Here is a 774-nt window from a genome sequence, read left to right as displayed (position 1 = left end):
GTTTATGGAAACGCGGCATTTCAATAATAGCAGAGATTTTAACCTGCTCACCAGGTTGTCATACGCAGACCTGCGCGAATCTGATGCGATTCCAAACCTTTATCCGCAATCGTCAGAGACCCGACATTTGCGGCATCACCGGATGAAATACGTGCATAGCGGTAACCAAGATCAAATTTGATATTCTCGGTCACATCAATTGCAGCACCGGCCATCAGCGCCCATTGCAGACGGGTAGTATCACGGCCATTAATGAAGTCACCAACTGGTCCGTGCACTTTGTAATCGACTTTAGCCATACCAAGACCGGCACCGACATAAGGTGTTACACCTGAGAAATTACCGATGTCGTAATAGGCATTTGCCATCACATCCCAGATACCGGCTTCAATCTGCTCACCGCTGATCTTCATCTTGCGATAGCCCAAAGTCACATCACCGCGAATATTATCGGTAAACTGATAACCGACACCACCGCTATAAGCAGCTGTGGCTTTGGTGTCGCCACGTCCTTCACCCACCCAGTCATAGCCCTTCAGGCGAGATTTAACATTATCGGACGGTACATAGGCAATATCACCGCGCAGATACCAGCCCGATCCGATTTCCACGGGCTTATAAACGTCCTGCTCGACAGGTGTCGCATAAAGAACCTGATCGAGATCGGCGGCCTGAGCCACTCCGTTTGCAGCGGATAGTGCGAAAACTGCAATCACTGCTTTATGCAATGATGTGAATGAAGATTTTTTCATCATCTGCATCCTGTAATTCTGT

General features: G+C 48.4%; 1 protein-coding gene. It reads right to left on the bottom strand.

The window, feature by feature from the left end; translation table 11 throughout:
• Window positions 1–47: 47 nt before the first annotated feature.
• On the bottom strand, window positions 48–774 hold a 727-nt coding region (locus A918_RS0107920), incomplete at its 5' end, for an outer membrane protein (RefSeq protein WP_210162323.1).

The organism is Pseudochrobactrum sp. AO18b (genome assembly GCF_000409565.1).
Classification (GTDB): Bacteria; Pseudomonadota; Alphaproteobacteria; order Rhizobiales; family Rhizobiaceae; genus Pseudochrobactrum; species Pseudochrobactrum saccharolyticum.
This window is presented reverse-complemented; position numbering and strand designations above follow the sequence as displayed.